We start from the raw sequence: 16,159 nt of genomic DNA, 5'->3' as shown, positions 1-16,159 counted from the left end.
AACAAACCACATTGCCGCCCATGGCGCTGACGTCCCCGTCAACTCTCGACGCGATACTCGGCCGACCTCGCGTGTGCTGGCAAGCCCTCACCATACGCCAGGGTTGCCGCGATGCGGCCGAGGGTTTTCGACCCGGCCTGGGAAACGCGAATCAGGCTGGTCCGTTTCTGGAAGTCGTACACCCCTAGCGGCGACGAGAAGCGGGCACTGCCAGATGTCGGCAGGACGTGATTGGGGCCCGCGCAGTAGTCACCGAGCGACTCCGAAGTATAGCGGCCGATGAAGATCGCGCCGGCGTGCCGAATTTTCTCCACCCAGACTTCGGCATCGGCGAGCGACAGCTCCAGGTGTTCAGGGGCAATGCGGTTGGCGATCTGGCAAGCCTCGTCCAGATCGCGCACCTGGATCAGAGCACCGCGATTCTCCAGTGCGGAACGAATCACCAGCTGGCGCGGCATTGTTGGCAGAAGTTTCTCGAGCGACACGATAACGCGGTCGATAAAAGCGGCATGCGGACAGATCAATATCGACTGTGCCAATTCGTCGTGCTCCGCTTGCGAGAACAGATCCATCGCCACCCAGTCGGGGTCGGTCTGTCCATCACAAATAACGAGGATCTCCGATGGACCGGCGACCATGTCGATGCCAACGATGCCGAAGACACGACGCTTGGCTGCAGCGACGTAGGCATTGCCGGGACCGACGATCTTGTCCACCTGCGGCACGGACTCTGTACCATAAGCCAGCGCGGCAACCGCCTGCGCGCCGCCGATGGTGAACACGCGATCGACGCCGACCAAAGCGGCCGCCGCGAGTACCAGCGGGTTGTGCTCCCCAGCCGGCGTTGGCACCACCATGATCAATTCTCGGACTCCGGCAACGCGAGCCGGAATGGCGTTCATCAGCACGGATGAGGGATACGACGCCTTGCCGCCGGGGACGTAGAGGCCAACGCGATCAAGCGGCGTTACCTTTTGCCCGAGCATGGTGCCGCGCGTCTCTTCGCCCTCGTCTTCATACTGCCAGCTTTGCAGGGTCTGTCGCTGGTGATAGCTGCGGACGCGTCCGGCGGCCGCTTCGAGCGCCTGTCGCTGCGCTGACGGCAGGTCGGCAAGCGCCTGCTGTAACGCGCTCCGCGATAGTTCGAGTTCGGCCATCGAACTGACGCTCAGGCCATCGAAGCGGCGGGTGTACTCGATCACGGCCGCATCACCACGAGCCTTGACCCCCGCAAGAATGCCGGTGACCGTGCCTTCGACGGACTGGTCCTGCGCCGCCTCGAAAGCCAGCAGGGCATCGAGCTGCTGCCGGAAGTCGCTGTCGGTGCTGGAAAGGCGCTTGATCCCGATCATTTCCCAACGACTCCGGCGATGGCTTCGAGAATCGGTGCCAGCATCTCGCGCTTCAGCTTGAGTGCCGCCTGATTGACGATCAGTCGTGACGAGATGTCCATGATGTGCTCGACGGCGAGCAGATTGTTGGCTTTCAACGTACTGCCGGTGGACACCAGGTCGACGATGGCATCGGCGAGACCGGCCAGTGGCGCCAGTTCCATCGAGCCGTAGAGCCTGATCAGGTCGACATGCACGCCCTTGGCGGCGAAGTGTTCGCGGGCGATATTGACGTACTTGCTCGCCACCTTGAGGCGCGCTCCTTGGCGCACGGCGTGCGCGTAGTCAAAACCGGCAGGGACGGCGACCATCATCCGGCATTTGGCGATCTGCAGGTCGATGGGCTGGTAGAGGCCGTCGCTACCGTGCTCCAGCAGAATGTCCCTGCCCGCGACGCCGAGATCGGCGGCACCGTATTGCACATAGGTCGGCGTGTCAGTGGCGCGAACGATGACCACTCGCACGTGTTCCCGGCTGGTCGGGATGATCAACCGGCGCGAGGTCTCGGGATCCTCGAGCGGCTCGATCCCGGCTGCTGCCAGCAGCGGCAGGGTCTCGTCAAAAATCCGGCCCTTGGACAGAGCGATGGTGATGCCGTTCACGGCTTTTTCCCTGCGGGACAAAGCCGGCATTCTACCGCAATGAAGCGCCTGGGGCAGCTGAAGCGCAGCGCGTGCCGAGGTTGAGGGGGGTACGGCTAGTAGCCGTGCGGCAGCGATCTAGAGCGGCCGTGATGGCTCGCTCACGCTGTGAGGCGGCAGGCAACACGGTGGTCTTTGCCTGCCGCTGGCAACCTGCAGGGCTACGAAAGGCTAAAGTTTCGGCATAAATGGCGTATTATTCGGGCGCCGAAGCGCAGCGAGGGAAAAACCTTACAGAAAAGCAAGAGTTATGCTGTCCCGCGCAACGTTGGCGTTGCATCTGATCGTTCCTCTCGGTGTCACCAAGGGGTCAATCGGGTTTTCAGCTACGGCAGATACCGAAGGAGACTTACATGGAACAAATGACTCTTTATCTCAACCTCGTGCTGATTCTGGCCTTTGTTGCCGGTAACGCTTTTTTTGTCGGCTCGGAGATCGCCATTTCCTCGGCACGCCGCAGCCGCATCAGGCAGTTGGCCGAAGAAGGCGACAAGCGGGCGGCCAGGGTCGAGATGCTGCACAACGAGCCCGAGCGCTTCTACTCGGTGACCCAGGTCGGAATCACCCTGGTCTCGCTTGGCCTGGGTGCTGTCGGCATGGAGACGATCAGTACCCTGACCGATTCGACCTTTGTTTCCACTTTTGCCCTGTTCGGTGACAGCGAAGCACTGGTCAAGGCGGCGCATACCATGTCCTATGTCTTCGCCTTTATCGTCATCTCGTTTCTGCATGTGGTTGCCGGCGAGCTGGCGCCCAAGGTTCTCGCCTTCCACAAGGCCGAGCAGTTGAGCATGGCGGTCGGCGGGGTGATCAACCTCCTGTACCTTACGTTCAAGCCGCTGATTTACGTCATGAAGCTTTCGTCGAATGCGCTCCTGCGGCTTTTCGGACAGAGGAATCTCGAGGGCCACGGGGAGAGCCACTTCACGATGTCGGTCGAGGAAATCCGGATGATCCTCTCGGCGAGCGAGAAGGACGGTACGCTCGACAAGGAGGAAACCGAGATGATCCGCGGCGTCTTCAAACTCGACGAGCACTCGGTGCGCGAGGCGATGGTCCCGCGTACACGGATCCGGGCCTTGTCGAATGAAGACACGCTCGCCGATGCCCTGCGGGTATTCCGCGACGTGCCGCATGCGCGTTTTCCGGTCTATGACAAGAGCCTCGACCGGATCACCGGCGTGGTGGCGATCAAGGAGTTGCTGACGGTGATGGCCGAAAGCACCGGCCAGACGCTGGAAGAGGTCAGCCAGCGGCCGGTCAGCGAGTTTGTACAGGCACCGTACATCGTTCCCAACAGCAAGTCACTGAGCGATCTGCTCAAAGAATTCAAGCGTACCCGGCAGCAGATGGCGGTTGTGATCGACGAATATGGCGGAACGGAAGGCATCATCACGCTCGAAGATATCCTGGAAGAAATCGTCGGCGACTACGAGGACGAGTTCACCCGCCAGGCGAGACGAGTCAAGAAGCTGGTCGGCAGTCAGTATGAAATCGACGCATCGATGCGGGTTTCCGATCTCGACGTGCTGCTCGACTTTCCTTTCCCGCGCGATGACGACTACGTCACCCTCGCGGGTCTGTTCTACAAGAGGCTCGGCAGCGTGCCGAACGTGGGCGATTCCGTTGAACTCGAAGGCGGTCGACTGACGGTGGTGGAGATGGACAACCACCGGATCACCTTGTTGAGGTTCGAAGATACCGCCGTTGGCGAGGACGGAGTCGTTCGCCTGGTCGAAAACTCGTCCGCAGCGGATACCCATACCGCACCTACCGAAGCGCCGCAGTAGGCGTGCCGAGAAAACTGACGCCGAACCGACTTGAGGTTGTGCTGGTACAGGTTTGCAGCGTGCCGGTCGAGGCGAATCCCGACCCGACTGCTCAGCGAACGCAGTCCACCGAGTAGACCGCTTTGCCGCCTACGATTGCCTTCACCAGGCCGTGGACGTCCGTTTCGAAGCCCGGGAAGCGTTCGTTGAAGTCACGTGCGAACCGGAGATAGCGAACGATCGTCGCGTTGAAGCGCTCGCCCGGGATCAGCAGCGGAATTCCCGGTGGGTAGGGCGTGAGCAGCGTGCTGGTGATCCGCCCCTCCAAGTCATCGATCGGGACGCGGTCGATCTCGCGGTGCGCCATGCAGGCAAAAGCGTCGGTTGGCTTCATGGCCGGCTCCATGTCCGAGAGGTACATCCGGGTCGTCAGATGCGCCACGTCGTTGCCGGCGTAGATGCCGTGGATCTGGTTGCAGATGTCCTTCAGCCCGTAGTGCTCGTAACGTGGGTTCTTTGCCAGGAACACCGGCATCACCTTCCATAGCGGCAGGTTCTGGTCGTAACCATCCTTGAACTGCTGCAGTTCAGTGACCATCGTGTTCCAGCGACCCTTGGTGATGCCGATCGTGAACATGATGAAGAAGGAATACAGACCACACTTCTCTACAATGATCCCGTGTTCCGCCAGGTACTTGGTGACGATCGCCGCCGGAATTCCCCACTCGGCAAAGTTTCCGTCAACGTCGAGACCCGGCGTGATTATCGTCGCCTTGATCGGGTCGAGCATGTTGAAGCCTTCGGCCAGCATGCCGAAGCCGTGCCAGCGTTCGCCAGGCTTGAGGATCCACGCCGAACGTTCGGCCAGTCCCTCGCCGGCAAGGTCGTCCGGACCCCAGACCTTGAACCACCAGTCGGCGCCCCATTCCTTCTCGACCTTGCGCATCGTGCTGCGGAAGTTCAGCGCTTCGGCAATCGATTCCTCGACCAGAGCCGTCCCTTCGGGCGCCTCCATCATGGCTGCCGCGACGTCGCAGGAGGCGATGATTGCGTACTGTGGTGAGGTCGAGGTGTGCATCAGGTAAGCCTCGTTGAAGACGTCACGGTCGAGTTTTCGCCCTTCAGACTCCTGTACCAGAATCTGTGACGCCTGCGAAAGACCGGCCAGCAGTTTGTGCGTCGACTGCGTCGAGAAGATCATGGCGTCCTTGCAGCGCGGACGGTCCGCCCCGATGGCATGATAATCGCCATAGAAGTCATGGAACGCTGCGTGCGGCAGCCAGGCTTCGTCAAAATGCAGGGTGTCGATCACGCCGTCAAGCATTTCCTTGATTTCCTCAACGTTGTAGAGGATACCGTCGTAGGTGCTCTGCGTGATGGTCAGGACGCGCGGTTTGGCCTTGACCGCACGCGCAAAAGGATGTGCCTCGATTTTCTTCTGGATGTTTTCCCAGCGGAACTCCTCTTTCGGGATCGGTCCGATGATGCCGTAGTGGTTTCTGGTCGGCATCAGGAAGACCGGGATGGCGCCAGTCATGATGATCGAATGGAGAACCGACTTGTGGCAGTTGCGATCGACAACGACGATATCGCCCGGCGCGACGGTCGAGTGCCAGACGATCTTGTTCGACGTCGACGTGCCGTTGGTAACGAAGAACAGATGATCGGCATTGAAGATGCGTGCCGCGTTGCGCTCCGAGGCGGCAACCGGGCCGGTGTGGTCAAGCAACTGGCCGAGTTCCTCGACCGCATTGCAGACATCGGCGCGCAGCATGTTCTCGCCGAAGAACTGGTGGAACATCCGGCCAACCGGGCTCTTCAGGAAGGCCACCCCACCCGAGTGACCGGGGCAGTGCCAGGAATACGAACCATCCTCGGCATAGTGGGTGAGGGCGCGGAAGAAGGGCGGTGCCAGGCTTTCCAGGTAGGCCTTGGCCTCGCGGATGACGTAGCGGCTGATGAATTCGGCCGTGTCCTCGAACATGTGGATGAAGCCATGCAACTCGCGCAGTACGTCGTTCGGAATATGGCGCGAGGTGCGTGTCTCGCCGTAGAGGAAGATCGGGATGTCCTCGTTGCGGCAGCGGATTTCCTTGACGAACGCGCGCAGGCTGGCGATGGTCTGGTCGGACTTGCCGTGCCTGAAGTCTTCGTCATTGATCGAGAGGATGAAGGCCGAAGCGCGACTCTGCTGCTGGGCAAACGAAGTCAGGTCGCCATAGCTGGTGACTCCGAAGACTTCGAAGCCCTTCTTTTCGATCGCCTTGGCCAGAGCCCGGATACCCAATCCGCCGGTGTTTTCCGAGCGGTAGTCCTTGTCGATGACGATTACCGGGAAATTGAAATTCATGCGAGGATCCATTACCAAATCAGGAATGAAAGGACGGCAGCGCGGCGACGGCAGAGGTCATCTGCATCTTTGCCGCTTGCTGCGCCTGGCGGCGAAAGCGGGTCACATTTTCGGTAAGGTGACGCCCTTCTGACCCTGGTACTTGCCGCCGCGGTCCTTGTAAGACGTTTCACATTCCTCATCGGATTCGAAGAACAGTACCTGCGCGATGCCCTCGTTGGCGTAAATCTTTGCCGGCAAGGGCGTCGTGTTGGAAAACTCGAGCGTTACGTGGCCCTCCCACTCGGGTTCAAAGGGCGTCACGTTGACGATGATGCCGCAACGCGCATAGGTGCTCTTGCCGAGGCAGACGGTCAGGACGCTGCGCGGAATGCGGAAGTACTCGACGGTACGGGCGAGGGCGAAGGAGTTCGGCGGGATGATGCAGAAGTCGTTCTTCACCTCGACGAAGGAATTCGGATCAAAGTTCTTGGGGTCAACGATGGTCGAGTTGAGATTCGTGAACAGCTTGAATTCGTTTGAGCAGCGGATGTCGTAGCCGTAGCTCGAGGTGCCGTAGGAGACGATCCGGCGACCATCGATCTCGCGTACCTGATTCGGTTCGAAAGGGTCGATCATGCCGTGCTGCTCCGCCATGCGGCGGATCCACCTATCCGATTTGATTGACATTGCTGGTCACCCGAACATCCTTAGTACGGAAAGTCTCCATTCTACGGTGTCCGGGCACGGGAATAAACTTATCCGGAGCTGTGTGCTCCGGAGGCCATGGCCAGGCCGCCCTTTCAGGTATTCTGGACGACGATACTGGGAAACTTGGCGCTCATGTCCCTCGCGCGCTCGGCAATCTTCACCGCTAGGCGACGCGCGATCGTTCGGTAGATGTCCGCGGCACGGGAATCCGGTGCGCCGACGACCGTTGGCTTGCCGGAGTCGGTCAACTCGCGAATCGATAGCTCCAGTGGCAGGGCACCGAGAAACTCGGTGTCGTAGTCCTTGCACATCTGCTCGCCGCCGCCCTGGCCAAAAATGTGTTCCTCGTGTCCACACTTCGAGCAGATGTGGATACTCATGTTCTCCACCAACCCGAGAATCGGGATGCCGACCTTCTCGAACATCTTCAGACCCTTGCGTGCGTCGATCAGCGCGATGTCCTGCGGGGTGGTGACGATCACGGCGCCGGTCACCGGTACCTTTTGCGCCAGCGTCAACTGTGTGTCGCCGGTTCCCGGAGGCATGTCGACCACCAGATAGTCGACGTCCTGCCAGTTGGTCTGCTTGAGCAGTTGCTCGAGCGCCTGCGTCACCATCGGGCCGCGCCAGACCATTGGGGAATCGATGTCAATCATGAAGCCGATCGACATCGCCTGCAGGCCGTAGGCCAGCAGCGGATCCATCGACACGCCGTCCTTCGACTCGGGCTTCTGGCCGACCAGGCCAAGCATCTGCGGCTGCGACGGGCCGTAGATATCGGCGTCGAGCAGGCCTACCGTCGCGCCTTCCTGGGACAGCGCCAGCGCCAGATTCACCGCCGTTGTGCTCTTGCCGACGCCACCCTTGCCGGAGGCGACGGCGATGATGTTCTTGACGCCGGGCAGCGGCTTCAAGCCGCGCTGCACGGTGTGGGCGACGATCTTGACGCTGACATTGACGCTGACATCGCCAATCTCGGGAATGGTCCTCAGCCTGGTGATGACGGCGCGACGCACCTCGTCAAGCTGGGTTTTCGCCGGATAACCCAGTTCAATATCGAGCGAGACATCGGCGCCATCGACCTTGATGTTCCTTGCCGAGCGGGTGGACAAGTAGTCCTTGTGAGTATTGGGATCGATCAAGTCCTTGAGCGCCGCCTGTACGGCTTCATTCGTTACAGCCATTTTTCAAAGCTCCTGTGATGGATACCCGAGTATTTTAGTACAGTTTACCGCAAATATCGGCAGAGTACACGTGCTACCGGCCGGGATGTGCTTCCCGCGGCTTTGAGTGGCGCCCATCAGCTGCTAAGCTCTGCGCATGCAAACGAACAGTGTAGCTGCGAGACGCAGCGAAAGAATCTGGGTGCCGGCTGCCATTCGCCGCATCGAAGCGGATTTCCAGCGCTCCAGTGATACCCACCTGATTCCCCTGCCACTGTGCGGCTTTCCGGGCATTGACCTGTATCTGAAGGACGAATCTAGCCATCCCACCGGCAGTCTCAAACACCGCTTGGCGCGCTCATTGTTTCTCTACGCCCTGTGCAACGGCTGGTTACGCGAAGGCAGCACGGTGGTCGAAGCATCGAGTGGCTCGACGGCGATCTCGGAGGCCTACTTTGCCCGCCTCCTCGGCTTGCCCTTTCTCGCCGTGATGCCGTCGTCGACCTCGACCGAGAAGATCGCGGCGATCGAGTTTCAGGGCGGGCGTTGTCATCTGATTGACGATCCGATGACCATCTACAGCGAATCGCAGCGCCTGGCAGACCAACTCGGTGGCCATTACATGGACCAATTCACCTACGCGGAGCGGGCGACCGACTGGCGTTCCAATAACAACATCGCCGAATCGATTTTCCAGCAGATGCGGCTGGAAAAGCATCCTGTTCCGAACTGGCTCGTTTCGAGTGCCGGCACTGGTGGCACCGTCGCGACACTCGGCCGCTACGTACGTTACTGTGCGCGACCAACGCGCATCTGTGCTGCCGACCCCGAACGGTCGGTGTTCTTTGACCATTACCTCAGCCGCCAGCCGGATCTCTGCCTGCATGAATATTCGCGAATCGAAGGAATCGGCCGGCCACGTGTTGAAGCGTCCTTTCTGCCCGAGGTGATCGACGCCATGGTAAAGGTGCCGGACGTCTGGTCGTTGGCCGCGATGCAGGAATTGTCGGCGCGTCTGGGACACACTGTCGGCCCGTCGACCGGTACCAACCTGATCGCCGCTCTGGCGTGCATCGCGCAGATGCGGGAACGCGGTGAACAGGGTTCGGTCGTCACCCTGCTCTGTGATTCCGGTCAACGCTACGGCCATACCTATTACAGCGACGAGTGGTTGCGGCAGAACGGCCTGAACTGTCGCGCCGAGCGTGCCGCGCTGGCGGCATCACTCGACTCCGGGCAGCTTCCCCGGGAACTGCCTGCCAGATGGCAGATTGCCGGCGACCTAGTGCTCCTACCGACCTGAGCGGACCCAGTCGCGCCAGGCTGCGAAGACGGTCGGATGCAGCGCCGCGATGACTGGGCGTCGCCAGACGTCGTCAGCGTCGTAGTCGTCATGCAACAGCGTGCACATCTGACCACCTGCCTCGCGCAGGATCAGGCTGCCGGCGGCGTAATCCCAAAGCATCTGGCCGCCGTGCAGGTAAAGATCGAGCCGGCCGGCAGCCAGATTGCACCAGTCAAGCGTCGAGCTGCCGAAATTGCGCTGCGAATAGAAAGGCGGGCTGACGGCAATCCGGTCAGCCAGTTCCTTCGGGATCCGCTTGAAGTCGACGCCACCAACGGCCCGCCCGATATCGGCGGTCACCTGGCGCAGTGGCAGTCGGCGGCCATTGAGGTAGGCGCCATTCCCTTCCCGCGCATAGAACATTTCGTCGGTGATCGGGTTATAGGTTACCGCCAGGCGCGCGCGCCGAGCGCGCATCCAGGCGATCGAGACGGCAAAACATGGCAGGCCGTTGATGAAATTGGTCGTGCCGTCGATCGGGTCGATACACCATAGCCCGAGGTCGTCGCTACTGCCGTCTCGCCAACTGGCCTGCTGGGTGGCCGGCGTCATCTCTTCGCCGATAATCGGGCAGGGCCGGATCTCGGTCAGGCGCCCGAGGAGAAAATGTTGCGCAGCGAGGTCCGCTTCCGAACATAGCGAGCCATCGTCCTTGCGCTGGCCATGACTGACTCGCAGGAAGCGGGGAATGATTTCGCGCTGCGCGACTTCACGCACCAAGGCGACGCAAGCGTCGAGCATGCGCTTGAGTTCGCTGTCAGCAAGTGTCGGCGCAACCGCGCTGTCTCCCTCGCGCATGCTGAATCAGTGACGCCACTTGATCGAGCAACCGATGCTGGCAATCTGCTCCTGCGGACCGCGACCAGTTTCAGTGACCATCCGCATCGCTTCGACCAACTCCCGTCGGGCATCAGGCGGTGCCGGCAGGCGACCGCTGGCATCGAGGCGGCCGCGGTACTGGAGCTCGAGGTTTCGGTTGAAACCGAAGAAGTCCGGCGTGCAAACGGCGCCATAGGCACGCGCGACGCCTTGGGTCGGGTCGTAGAGGTAGGGAAACGGAAAATCGAGTTGCCGGGCTACGCGTGCCATGTTTTCCGGCGAATCCTCCGGGTATTCGGACGGATCGTTGCTCATGATGGCGGCGACGCCGACGCCGAGGGTCTGTAGTGCGCGTGCGTCAAGGCAGATGCGGTCGATGATCGCCTTGACGTAGGGACAATGGTTACAGATGAACATCAGCAACAGGCCGTTCGGACCGCGCAGCGTGGCGATGGTATGCCGAGAACCAGCGGTATCGTCCAGTTCGAAGTCGACGGCCTGCCAGCCAAAGTCACAAACCGGGGTATTCAGTGCCATGACACAGCAGTCTCCAAACAACCAACACGGAACAGGGAAACTCTTATAATACCACGGTGAACTGTCCCCGCTTTCATTGCCCGATGCCGCTGGCAGTCGGCCAGAATCTCGATTTGCCGGAGCGGGTGGCGCATCATGCGATCAATGTTCTTCGCTTGCGCGGCGGCGATGTCCTGACGATTTTCAACGGTGCCGGCGGCGAATATCGCGCTCGGATAGCGGGCATCGAGCGTACGCGAGTCCGTGTCGAGGTGTCGGGCTGGCTTGCCACGGAGCGTGAACCACCGCTTTCGATCACGCTGGTGCAGGCGCTGCAGGCTGGCGAGAAGATGGACTTGACGGTGCAGAAGGCCGTTGAACTCGGGGTCGACCGCATCGTTCCGGTGATCTCGAGACGCAGTGTGCTGCGGCTCGAGGGTGAGCGTGCCCTGCGCCGACTGGAGCACTGGCGGGGCGTCGTGGTCTCAGCCTGTGAACAATGCGGGCGCAACCGGTTGCCGGAAGTCCTGCTTCCCGAGCGCCTCGAGCACTGGCTGGCGCGAAATTCGCCAGCCGGTGGGGTGCGCCTGATGCTGGCACCGGCGGCGGGATGTTCGCTGGCGAACGTCCAGGGACCGCCAGTGGGGGGGGCGGTGGAACTGCTGGTTGGCGCCGAGGGAGGGCTGGCACCTGAGGAGGCCCGGTTGGCAGGATTGGCTGGCTTTCTGTCGGTGCGTCTCGGGCCGCGGATCCTGCGTACGGAGACGGCTGGCCTGGCCGCCCTGGCGGCAATCCAGTTTTTGTGGGGTGACTTGAAGGAGGAGACTACTGATGTTTGAATCGGCAGAGCTGGGACACAAGATCGACAAGGAAACTTTCCGTGTCGAGGAGCCGAAGTTGCGAGCCGCGTTACTGGAAGCACAGGAGCGGTTGCGCGAGAACGGAAGCTTTCCGGTGATCATATTGATCAGCGGCGTCGATGGGTCGGGCAAGGGAGAGACCATCAATGTCCTCTACGAGTGGATGGACCCACGCTATCTCTCGACCCATGCTTTTTACGCGCCCACAGCGGAGGAGCGTGCTCGCCCGTCGATGTGGCGTTACTGGCGGGCGCTGCCGCCGAAGGGGCGAACCGGGATTTTCGCCGGCTCATGGTATTCGCAGCCGATTGCCGAGCGAATCAACAACAGCATGTCGCGATCCGATTTCGACCAGCGGATGGACCAGCTCAACCGCTTCGAGGCAATGCTGGTCAACGAGGGTGCGTTGGTACTCAAGTTCTGGATCCACCTTTCCAAGGATGCTCAGCGTGAACGCCTGAAGACCATCGAAACGAATCCGCTAACCAGGTGGCGGGTGACCAAGGCGAGTTGGGATCGCCTGAAAACCTACGACAAGATGCAGGAGGTTGCTGGCCACCTGCTGCGTACCACCAATACGCCCTGGGCGCCGTGGATCATTGTCGAAGGAACCGACGATCGTTATCGCTCTCTGACCGTTGGCAAGACGATTCTCGAGTCGCTCCAGAAGCGTTTGGCCGACAAACGCGACCAGAACTCGCCGGTGGCCCCGCCCTTCTCGCCCCGGGTCGACCGTCTGGACGTGCTGAGTTCGCTCGACATGACGCAGAGCCTGACAAAAAAGGTCTACGAGACCGAGCTTGCGACCTGGCAGGGGCGCCTGGCCGAACTGATGCGCCACCCGGAGTTCAAGAAGCGGGCCTTGATTCTTGCTTTCGAAGGTTCGGATGCAGCCGGCAAGGGCGGCGCCATTCGCCGGGTAATGTCGGCCATGGATGCGCGGCAGTACCAGATCATCCCGATCGCTGCGCCCACCGAAGAGGAGCGTGCACAACCTTACCTCTGGCGATTCTGGCGTCACATGCCGCGGCTCGGGCGAGTGGTCATTTTCGACCGCACCTGGTTTGGTCGCGTACTCGTCGAGCGGGTCGAGGGATTCTGCAGCGAGGCGGACTGGTTGCGTGCCTACGCTGAAATCAACGACTTCGAACACGACATTTGGCACGCTGGCGGCATTGTCATCAAGTTCTGGTTGCAGATTAGCGACGAGGAGCAACTCAAGCGCTTCGAGGAGCGTGCCCAGATTGAGCACAAGCGGTTCAAGATTACCGAGGAAGACTGGCGCAACCGCGAGAAGGCAGAAGCCTATCATCAAGCTGTCTGCGACATGGTTGACCGCACCAGTTCCGGAACGGCGCCGTGGACGATTGTCGAGTCGAATGACAAGTACTTTGCCCGGATCAAGGTCCTGCGGACGATCTGCGAACGCCTGGAAAGGGAGTTGAAAGTCGACCCGATGAAGGAGGTCAAGGTCGCTGCGCCCAGGGCAGGCAAGGCGGGGTCGGTAAAGGATTTGGCTGGCGACGAAACGCAGGATACGAAAGCGGATAGCGGCAAAGAGTCGAAAACCCAGAAGGCGAAAGATCTGAGAGCCGAGAAGGTGAGAGCGGCGAAGGAGGCGAAAGCGCTCAAAGCCGCGGAGGCAAGCGGGAAGGCCAGCGCCACGGTCTGAAATGGCTGACGATCTGAGTTCTGCCCCTTTCGTTGCCTGGTTTCGATCGGTTGCGCCCTACGTCAATCTCTTTCGCGGAAGGACTTTTCTGATTGCCTTCGGCGGCAAGGCAATTGCCGGCCAACTGGCGCGCACGCTGGCTTACGACGTCAACCTGCTGGCCGCCCTCGGCGTGCGCCTGGTGCTGGTGCATGGGGCGCGGCCGCAGATCGAGAGTGCGCTGCGTGAACGGGGGCTGCCGTCGGTCTACCACGGCAACTACCGCGTTACCGATGCCCAGGCAATCAGTTGCGTGATCGACGCGGTGGGTCGCATCTACGTCGAAATTGAGGCCCTGCTCTCGCAGGGCCTCGCCGATACGCCGATGGCCAACAGCACGATCCGTGTTGTTGGTGGCAACTTCATTACCGCCAAGCCGGTTGGTGTGGTCGATGGGGTTGACCTGCAGTATTCGGGTCAGGTACGCAAGATCGACGCTGAGGGCATCCGTGCCCAGCTGGGGCTTGGCAATATAGTTCTCCTGTCTTGCATCGGGTCGAGTCCCACGGGCGAGATTTTCAACCTGGCCATGGAGGAAGTGGCCGAGGCGGTGGCTACGTCGCTGCTGGCTGACAAGCTCATTTTCCTGAGCGATAGCCGGGGCGCGACCGATATTGACGGCGCCCTGCTCGACGAACTGACCGTCGAGGCTGCCGAGCGGCTGATCAGTCTCGGTGACTGGTTATCGGCCGACCTCAAGCGCTATCTGCCTTGCGCCGTACGGGCGAGTCGTGCCGGTGTCGGTCGCGTGCACCTGGTTGGTTACGACGAGGATGGCACCCTGCTGCGCGAACTGTTTACCCATGACGGGGTCGGCACGGTCATCACCCGTGAATCGCTGGAGGAAATGCGTGACGCGCGACCTGACGACATCGGTGGCCTGGTAGCGCTGATCGAGCCGCTTGAGGAGGACGGCACGCTGGTCCGCCGTTCGCGCGAACTGCTTGAGCGGGAGATTTCACGTTTCTCGATCGTTCAACACGATGGCGTGATTGTCGGGTGTGCCGCCCTTTACCCTTACGGTGGGGGGCGGGCCGAACTGGCCTGCCTGGCGGTCCATCCGCATTATCGTCGCTGGGGCTACGGCGCAATGCTGATGAAGCGGATCGAGGGACAAGCTCGTGCTGCCAGTGTCAAGAGCCTGTTCGTACTCACGACGGTGACTTCGCAGTGGTTCAAGGAGCGAGGTTTCACCGTCCGTCAGATTGATGAGTTGCCGGCCGAGAAGCGACTGGTCTATAACCTGCAACGTCGTTCCAGCGTGTTGATCAAGGAGCTGTAAGGGCTGTCAGGTTGGTGCCGGGCCGCCGACGGTCAAGGCGAAGCGTCGCCAGTTCGTCTGGGCAAAGTCTAATGGATTCTTTGAGGAGTTGATTGCATGGCAAGAATGGTCAATTGTGTGAAGCTCGGTCGCGAGGCTGAGGGTCTCGACTTTCCTCCTTATCCGGGAGAGTTGGGCAAGCGGGTTTATGAAGCGGTATCCAAGGAAGCATGGCAGCAATGGGTTCGCATGCAGACCATGATCATCAACGAGAATCGCCTCAATCTGGCCGATGCCGCGCATCGCAAATACCTGGCCGAGCAGATGGAAAGGCATTTCTTCGGGAGCGGTGCCGACAAGGTGCAGGGCTACGTGCCACCAGCCAGATGAGCGATGGCCTGATCGCGGGCTTGCGGGTTTAGACCGCGGTCAGCGTTTGCACCCCGGTTGCCGTGCCCAGCAGGCAAACGTCAGCCGGCCGGCAAGCGAAAAGGCCGTTGCTGACAATTCCAACGATCTGGTTGATGCGTGTTTCGAGCGCCACCGCGTCGACGATCTGGAGTCCGTGGAGGTCGACGATCAGATTGCCGTTGTCGGTGACGAAGCCCTTGCGCAGAAGCGGCTTGCCGCCGAGCCGGGCGAGTTCGCGCTGAACATGGCCAAGCGCCATCGGAATGATTTCAACCGGCAACGGGAACCGGCCGAGCACCGGTACCAGTTTTGATCGATCGACAATGCAGACAAATTTTCGGGATACTGCGGCAACGATTTTTTCTCGCGTCAGCGCACCGCCGCCGCCCTTGATCATCTGCATTGCCACGTTGATCTCGTCGGCCCCGTCCACGTAGAGTGGAATCTGGTCCACGTCGTTGAGGTCGAAGACCGTAATGCCGTGCTCCTCCAGTCGTCTCCGTGTCGCTTCCGAACTCGCCACAGCGCCGCGGATGCGGTGTCTGATCGGAGCCAGTTCATCGATGAAGCAGTTGGCGGTCGAGCCAGTTCCAACGCCGACAATTTCTCCCTCTACGACGTGGGCGACGGCCGCGTGGGCGACGGCCTTTTTCAGTTCGTCCTGGGTCATGGCAATCCTTGTCGTTCGTGGTAATCACGGCATTGTAGCGAAGCGCCGGGAGTGATGACAGTCCAGGGCTCACGACGCGCGACAGCGCAGGCCGGGTGGCGGACCAACCGCTTATACTGGCCAGTCTCGGACGATGACAGGGAGAGTCTCGTGACTGATGAAAGCCCGTTCAAGGGGAAGACCGGCTTACGGCGGGTATGGAACGCGTTTCACTATTCGCGGGCCGGACTGCGCGCGGCCTATAACGCGGAAGATGCCTTTCGGCAGGAGCTATTGCTCGCCGCAGTGCTTGTCCCGCTGGCTTTGCTGCTCTCGCCGAATGGTGCCGGACTGGCACTGATGATTGGCAGTCTGCTGCTGGTACTAATCGTTGAACTGCTCAACTCAGCGATCGAGGCGGTCGTCGATCGGGTATCGCTGGAGCAGCACCCATTGGCCAAGCGCGCCAAGGACATCGGTAGCGCTGCTGTCCTCTTGGCCCTGCTCAACGTAGGCGTCGTCTGGGCCTGTGTTCTATTCGGCTGAGACGTGGCGATTGCTGGCACCGTGCCCGGACATTGGC

General features: G+C 60.8%; 15 protein-coding genes. 7 read left to right on the top strand and 8 right to left on the bottom strand.

Annotated elements, in window-relative coordinates:
* Positions 1-38: 38 nt before the first annotated feature.
* Both hisD and hisG read right to left on the bottom strand, forming a co-directional pair.
* Entirely contained in the window at positions 39-1,352 is a 1,314-nt protein-coding gene (gene hisD, locus V5B44_RS20435) for a histidinol dehydrogenase (RefSeq protein ID WP_332360895.1), read from the bottom strand.
* A complete protein-coding gene (gene hisG, locus V5B44_RS20430) occupies positions 1,349-1,993 on the bottom strand; it encodes an ATP phosphoribosyltransferase (protein WP_332360894.1) in 645 nt (214 codons plus the stop codon). Before hisG ends, hisD begins: the two co-directional genes overlap by 4 nt.
* A gap of 392 nt (positions 1,994-2,385) precedes the next feature.
* Here hisG and V5B44_RS20425 point away from each other — a divergent pair, with 392 nt between their 5' ends.
* Positions 2,386-3,822 carry a hemolysin family protein gene (locus V5B44_RS20425; RefSeq protein ID WP_332360893.1) on the top strand — a complete coding sequence of 479 codons (1,437 nt, stop codon included), beginning with the start codon at positions 2,386-2,388 and terminating at the stop codon, positions 3,820-3,822.
* A 91-nt stretch (positions 3,823-3,913) separates the two neighbouring features.
* On the opposite strand, the gene V5B44_RS20420 is transcribed toward V5B44_RS20425, so the two are convergent.
* The 3 genes from V5B44_RS20420 to apbC form a co-directional block, all read right to left on the bottom strand.
* Positions 3,914-6,151 (bottom strand): arginine/lysine/ornithine decarboxylase, encoded by a 2,238-nt coding sequence (locus tag V5B44_RS20420; RefSeq protein ID WP_332360892.1) that lies wholly within the window; start codon positions 6,149-6,151, stop codon positions 3,914-3,916.
* Between the two features lie 102 nt (positions 6,152-6,253).
* A complete protein-coding gene (gene dcd / locus V5B44_RS20415) occupies positions 6,254-6,820 on the bottom strand; it encodes a dCTP deaminase (RefSeq protein ID WP_332360891.1) in 567 nt (188 codons plus the stop codon).
* Positions 6,821-6,933: 113 nt separating this feature from the next.
* Positions 6,934-8,025 carry an iron-sulfur cluster carrier protein ApbC gene (gene apbC, locus V5B44_RS20410; RefSeq protein ID WP_332360890.1) on the bottom strand — a complete coding sequence of 364 codons (1,092 nt, stop codon included), beginning with the start codon at positions 8,023-8,025 and terminating at the stop codon, positions 6,934-6,936.
* A gap of 136 nt (positions 8,026-8,161) precedes the next feature.
* On the opposite strand from apbC, the gene V5B44_RS20405 reads away from it, so the two are divergent.
* Positions 8,162-9,307 (top strand): PLP-dependent cysteine synthase family protein, encoded by a 1,146-nt coding sequence (locus V5B44_RS20405; RefSeq protein ID WP_332360889.1) that lies wholly within the window; start codon positions 8,162-8,164, stop codon positions 9,305-9,307.
* On the opposite strand, the gene V5B44_RS20400 is transcribed toward V5B44_RS20405, so the two are convergent.
* Complete coding sequence (locus tag V5B44_RS20400) at positions 9,296-10,090, bottom strand: inositol monophosphatase family protein (RefSeq protein ID WP_332361013.1); 795 nt, start codon at positions 10,088-10,090, stop codon at positions 9,296-9,298. The two genes, V5B44_RS20405 and V5B44_RS20400, sit on opposite strands and share 12 nt — an antisense overlap.
* 63 nt (positions 10,091-10,153) lie before the next feature.
* Positions 10,154-10,705: a thioredoxin family protein gene (locus V5B44_RS20395; RefSeq protein WP_332360888.1), complete on the bottom strand. Its 552-nt coding sequence runs from the start codon at positions 10,703-10,705 to the stop codon at positions 10,154-10,156.
* Positions 10,706-10,761: 56 nt separating this feature from the next.
* Between V5B44_RS20395 and V5B44_RS20390 the strand changes: the two genes are divergently transcribed.
* The 4 genes from V5B44_RS20390 (at position 10,762) to V5B44_RS20375 (ending at position 14,906) form a co-directional block, all read left to right on the top strand.
* Positions 10,762-11,523, top strand: a complete 762-nt coding sequence (locus V5B44_RS20390; protein WP_332360887.1) for a 16S rRNA (uracil(1498)-N(3))-methyltransferase — start codon at positions 10,762-10,764, stop codon at positions 11,521-11,523.
* Positions 11,516-13,216 (top strand): polyphosphate:AMP phosphotransferase, encoded by a 1,701-nt coding sequence (gene pap, locus V5B44_RS20385; RefSeq protein ID WP_332360886.1) that lies wholly within the window; start codon positions 11,516-11,518, stop codon positions 13,214-13,216. The genes V5B44_RS20390 and pap overlap by 8 nt, the downstream gene beginning before the upstream one ends.
* Position 13,217: 1 nt before the next feature.
* The gene (gene argA, locus V5B44_RS20380; protein ID WP_332360885.1) at positions 13,218-14,537 is read left to right on the top strand and encodes an amino-acid N-acetyltransferase; all 1,320 of its coding nucleotides are present in this window, start codon (positions 13,218-13,220) and stop codon (positions 14,535-14,537) included.
* Positions 14,538-14,633: 96 nt separating this feature from the next.
* Positions 14,634-14,906, top strand: a complete 273-nt coding sequence (locus tag V5B44_RS20375) for an oxidative damage protection protein (RefSeq protein WP_332360884.1) — start codon at positions 14,634-14,636, stop codon at positions 14,904-14,906.
* A 28-nt stretch (positions 14,907-14,934) separates the two neighbouring features.
* Here V5B44_RS20375 and rpiA read toward each other — a convergent pair whose 3' ends face one another.
* A complete protein-coding gene (rpiA, locus tag V5B44_RS20370; protein WP_332360883.1) occupies positions 14,935-15,597 on the bottom strand; it encodes a ribose-5-phosphate isomerase RpiA in 663 nt (220 codons plus the stop codon).
* Between the two features lie 150 nt (positions 15,598-15,747).
* Between rpiA and V5B44_RS20365 the strand changes: the two genes are divergently transcribed.
* Positions 15,748-16,122 (top strand): diacylglycerol kinase, encoded by a 375-nt coding sequence (locus tag V5B44_RS20365; protein ID WP_332360882.1) that lies wholly within the window; start codon positions 15,748-15,750, stop codon positions 16,120-16,122.
* Positions 16,123-16,159 lie beyond the last annotated feature (37 nt).

This window comes from Candidatus Accumulibacter necessarius (assembly GCF_036625085.1).
Note: the sequence above shows the minus strand (reverse complement) of the source record. Positions and strands in the feature narration are given on the sequence as shown.

What these genes read in the sequence shown, in the direction of transcription:
- V5B44_RS20400 (WP_332361013.1), bottom strand. Translation starts at nt 10,090, where the DNA reads ATGCTCGACGCTTGCGTCGCCTTGGTGCGTGAAGTCGCGCAGCGCGAA.
- V5B44_RS20405 (WP_332360889.1), top strand. Translation starts at nt 8,162, where the DNA reads ATGCAAACGAACAGTGTAGCTGCGAGACGCAGCGAAAGAATCTGGGTG.
- pap (WP_332360886.1), top strand. Translation starts at nt 11,516, where the DNA reads ATGTTTGAATCGGCAGAGCTGGGACACAAGATCGACAAGGAAACTTTC.
- V5B44_RS20375 (WP_332360884.1), top strand. Translation starts at nt 14,634, where the DNA reads ATGGCAAGAATGGTCAATTGTGTGAAGCTCGGTCGCGAGGCTGAGGGT.
- argA (WP_332360885.1), top strand. Translation starts at nt 13,218, where the DNA reads ATGGCTGACGATCTGAGTTCTGCCCCTTTCGTTGCCTGGTTTCGATCG.
- V5B44_RS20395 (WP_332360888.1), bottom strand. Translation starts at nt 10,705, where the DNA reads ATGGCACTGAATACCCCGGTTTGTGACTTTGGCTGGCAGGCCGTCGAC.
- apbC (WP_332360890.1), bottom strand. Translation starts at nt 8,025, where the DNA reads ATGGCTGTAACGAATGAAGCCGTACAGGCGGCGCTCAAGGACTTGATC.
- V5B44_RS20425 (WP_332360893.1), top strand. Translation starts at nt 2,386, where the DNA reads ATGGAACAAATGACTCTTTATCTCAACCTCGTGCTGATTCTGGCCTTT.
- V5B44_RS20420 (WP_332360892.1), bottom strand. Translation starts at nt 6,151, where the DNA reads ATGAATTTCAATTTCCCGGTAATCGTCATCGACAAGGACTACCGCTCG.
- dcd (WP_332360891.1), bottom strand. Translation starts at nt 6,820, where the DNA reads ATGTCAATCAAATCGGATAGGTGGATCCGCCGCATGGCGGAGCAGCAC.
- rpiA (WP_332360883.1), bottom strand. Translation starts at nt 15,597, where the DNA reads ATGACCCAGGACGAACTGAAAAAGGCCGTCGCCCACGCGGCCGTCGCC.
- hisD (WP_332360895.1), bottom strand. Translation starts at nt 1,352, where the DNA reads ATGATCGGGATCAAGCGCCTTTCCAGCACCGACAGCGACTTCCGGCAG.